Consider the following 3,165-nt stretch of genomic DNA (forward strand, 5'->3'; position numbering starts at 1 on the left):
TCACCGAAAAAATATAAAATTTTTTCGGTTGCGATGTATTCCCACGAAGCTTTCCTTGTGCTCTTATGCGTTAGGAAAGTAGAATTCGAAAAATTTATACTTTCATTAGCTAAAAATAGGAGGTTACAACATGTCCATTGCTGTTCTATACGGAGGAACAAGAAACCAAGGGAATTCAGAAATATTAACGGAAATTGCTGTGAATCATTTACCTGTCGAACGAATCTATTTAAGAAATTACAATATTCAACCCATTAAAGACGGACGCCATAGTAAAACCGGCTTTCAAGAAGTAAATGATGATTATCATACGGTCATTGATCAAATTCTGCCACATGAAATTATTATTTTTTCTACCCCAATATATTGGTACAATATGTCTGCAACGATGAAGCTATTTATTGATCGGTGGTCACAAACATTCAGAGATGCGGATTATCCCCAGTTTAAAGAGATAATGGCTGACAAGAAGGCATACGTTATTGCCGTTGGAGGCGATTCTCCATCTATAAAAGGTCTCCCACTTATTCAACAGTTTAATTATATTTTTGAATTTATGGATATTACTTTTTCCGGTTACATAATTGGTGAAGGAAACAAACCGGGAGATTTTTACACGATGAGAATGCAGTACATGCTGCAACTCAATTAAATAAGGTGCTATTGACTTAGTCCCATTGAATAAGTACAGGATTTATCTTTTAGATGAATCCTGTATTTTTTGTATTGTGTTTTTACTGAAAACTTTCGAATTCCACATTTGTCGGTGTTTAGTTTATCCTATTTCTCCAAAATATTATTTAAAGCATCCTTAGGCTTTAATTTCCTGCCAGTTAGTTAATCTGCACAATTAGATTTCTTTGATTTTTCTGATGTGTTAAATTTCCTTCCATTACAAATATAATTTTCCTTCCTTTTTTTTGTGCAATGCAACTATAGACTTTTATCCAAAAATTAATTATAAATTTATTAATCAAGTAAGAATTTTTTTAATTTACTATAATGAAATAATTTTTAATGAAAGGAAGTGATTTAATTAGGAAAAAATTCGTTTGTTTAATAATATTATTAGGTTATGAAAGCGCTTTTATAAAAAATTACCCCTTAAGGAGGAAGTTTATGAACACGATTTTGATTATATTTATTTTGTATTGTATAGGTATTTGTACAATTGGTATCTATTTTAGCAAGAGCATACAAACGAAATCAGATTTTTTATTAGGAGGGAAAAAAATACCCGGTTGGGTCTTGGCGTTTTCAGAAAGAGCAACCGGTGAATCTGCTTGGTTACTCCTGGGTTATACAGGTTTCGTCTTTATGACCGGTTTATCCGGTATATGGGTAGCAATTGGAATTTCGATCGGAATTATTTTTTCATGGGTTTTTTTAGCAAAGCGTTTTATGAAAGAAACTGAAAAATACGATGTCTTAACTCTTAGTGATTATTTGGCGGTTCGCTTTGGACAAAAAGCAAATGTCATTCGCTGGTTAGCAAGTTTGTTAATCGTTGGCTTAATGATTTTTTATATTGGCGCTCAAATGGCTGGGGCAGGTAAGATTCTTTTTACAACTTTCAATTTGCCAATTATTGTTGGTGTTGTATTATCTTGTGCTGTTATTATATTTACATCTTTTTCCGGCGGCTTTATTTCAGTGGTCTGGACAGATATGATTCAAAGCCTAATGATGATTGTTACGTTGGTTGGGCTACCGATTGTTGCATTTACCTATATTGTAGCAAATGACATCTCTGTTACTGATTCACTACTAAGAGCAGGTGATTCCTTTGATGCTTGGTTTGGAGGTTTATCCGGATTTGCCATAGGTGTTCTCTTTTTTAATAATTTCTCTTGGTTTTTCGGCTTTTTAGGTGGACAGCCACAATTAAGTGCCCGTTTTATGGCATTAAAAAATGAAAAAGAAGCCAATCAAGGAACGATTGTAGCAACCGTATGGACAATTTTAGCGTATGTTGGTGCTTTTTCCATCGGGATCGCAGGAATTGCTCTTTATAATCAAGGGTCATTTTCAGATGTTGAAACCATGATGCCAACAATGGTTTTGGAGTTAATGCCACCTTGGATAGCAGGAATAATTCTTGCCGGGGTTTTAGCTGCTATAAACTCAACTGCAAACTCACAAATTATGGTTATCACAAGTTCCATCACTGAAGATATTGTCCACAAAACTTTAAAACTTCGATTAACAGAAAAGCAACTAATTCTTTTATCTCGTATTTCCATTATTATTATCGCTTTAGTCGGTATGGTAATTGCTCTTGTCTCGGATTCTTTAGTGTACCTAGTCGTCAGCTGGGCTTGGGCAGGGATTGGTTGTACGTTGTCTCCTGCCATTCTTATGACATTTTTTTGGAAACGTTATTCAAGTATTGGAGTAATTGCAACAATTATTTCAGGATTTGTTTCAACTGTTTTATGGATTAGTACGCCTCTAGAAAGCATCATTACTTCCCGTTTTACAACATTTTTCATTGCAGCATTTTTCGGAATCGTGTTCAGTCTCGTTTTCCCAGATAAAAATAGGATAGATAAGGATGCTGATACAGAGGTTGTTGTGTAATAAGATGTTCAGCACGTCGCATCGCTTCATAGTAGTTTACAGTATGGAAGATTACTCATAAAATCACTCAAGTAGTCTTGCCTCACCTTGTTTGTTTTTCCTTCGTGCCATTCAAATTCGAGGAAGATTATTCAGTGTCCTTGGAGACCTAATAGTACAACTTCTAAACTTTTATTGCTAAAAGAATAGATTCGGTTGATTTTCGTTTCGGTGGCGGACGCGCACCTTAGAGCAGGACTTGAGCCGCCTCAATGCTCGCTTCCTCACGCCTGCTTAGTTTGGCTCGTGTGACTGTCGCTATCGCTTTCGTTACAAAAGCTTTTTCGCTGCCGCCTATGCTTTTGTCGAATATGTGTGCTGTTCCCGCAGGCAACTAGTATTAATAGTTGAATTTTTATCAAAAAGGCGGACCCATTAAACATGGTGTACGCCGGTTTTTAGCAGTTAACTGAAGTCACAAGTGTTCTGGGCTTTCCAATAAAGTAAAAACCACACATAACTTATATGTGTGGTTTTTACTTTATGACCCCTACGGGATTCGAACCCGTGTTACCGCCGTGAAAGGGCGGTGTCTTAACCGCTTGA

1 protein-coding gene and 1 pseudogene are annotated in these 3,165 nt (G+C 35.9%); both read left to right on the forward strand.

Translation table 11 applies throughout. From position 1 onward, the window contains the following. Positions 1–130: 130 nt before the first annotated feature. Positions 131–672 (forward strand): annotated as a pseudogene (locus LIZ98_RS17160) (flavodoxin family protein). 447 nt (positions 673–1,119) lie between these two features. Further along, positions 1,120–2,580, forward strand: coding sequence for a sodium/proline symporter (locus LIZ98_RS17165; RefSeq protein ID WP_227140373.1), 1,461 nt, complete (start codon positions 1,120–1,122; stop codon positions 2,578–2,580). The last annotated feature ends 585 nt before the right edge of the window (positions 2,581–3,165 follow it).

The organism is Caldibacillus sp. 210928-DFI.2.18 (genome assembly GCF_020554505.1).
In the GTDB taxonomy this organism is placed as follows: domain Bacteria; phylum Bacillota; class Bacilli; order Bacillales; family Caldibacillaceae; genus Caldifermentibacillus; species Caldifermentibacillus hisashii.

Coding starts and splice junctions, on each gene's coding strand:
- LIZ98_RS17165 (WP_227140373.1), top strand. CDS start 1,120: ATGAACACGATTTTGATTATATTTATTTTGTATTGTATAGGTATTTGT.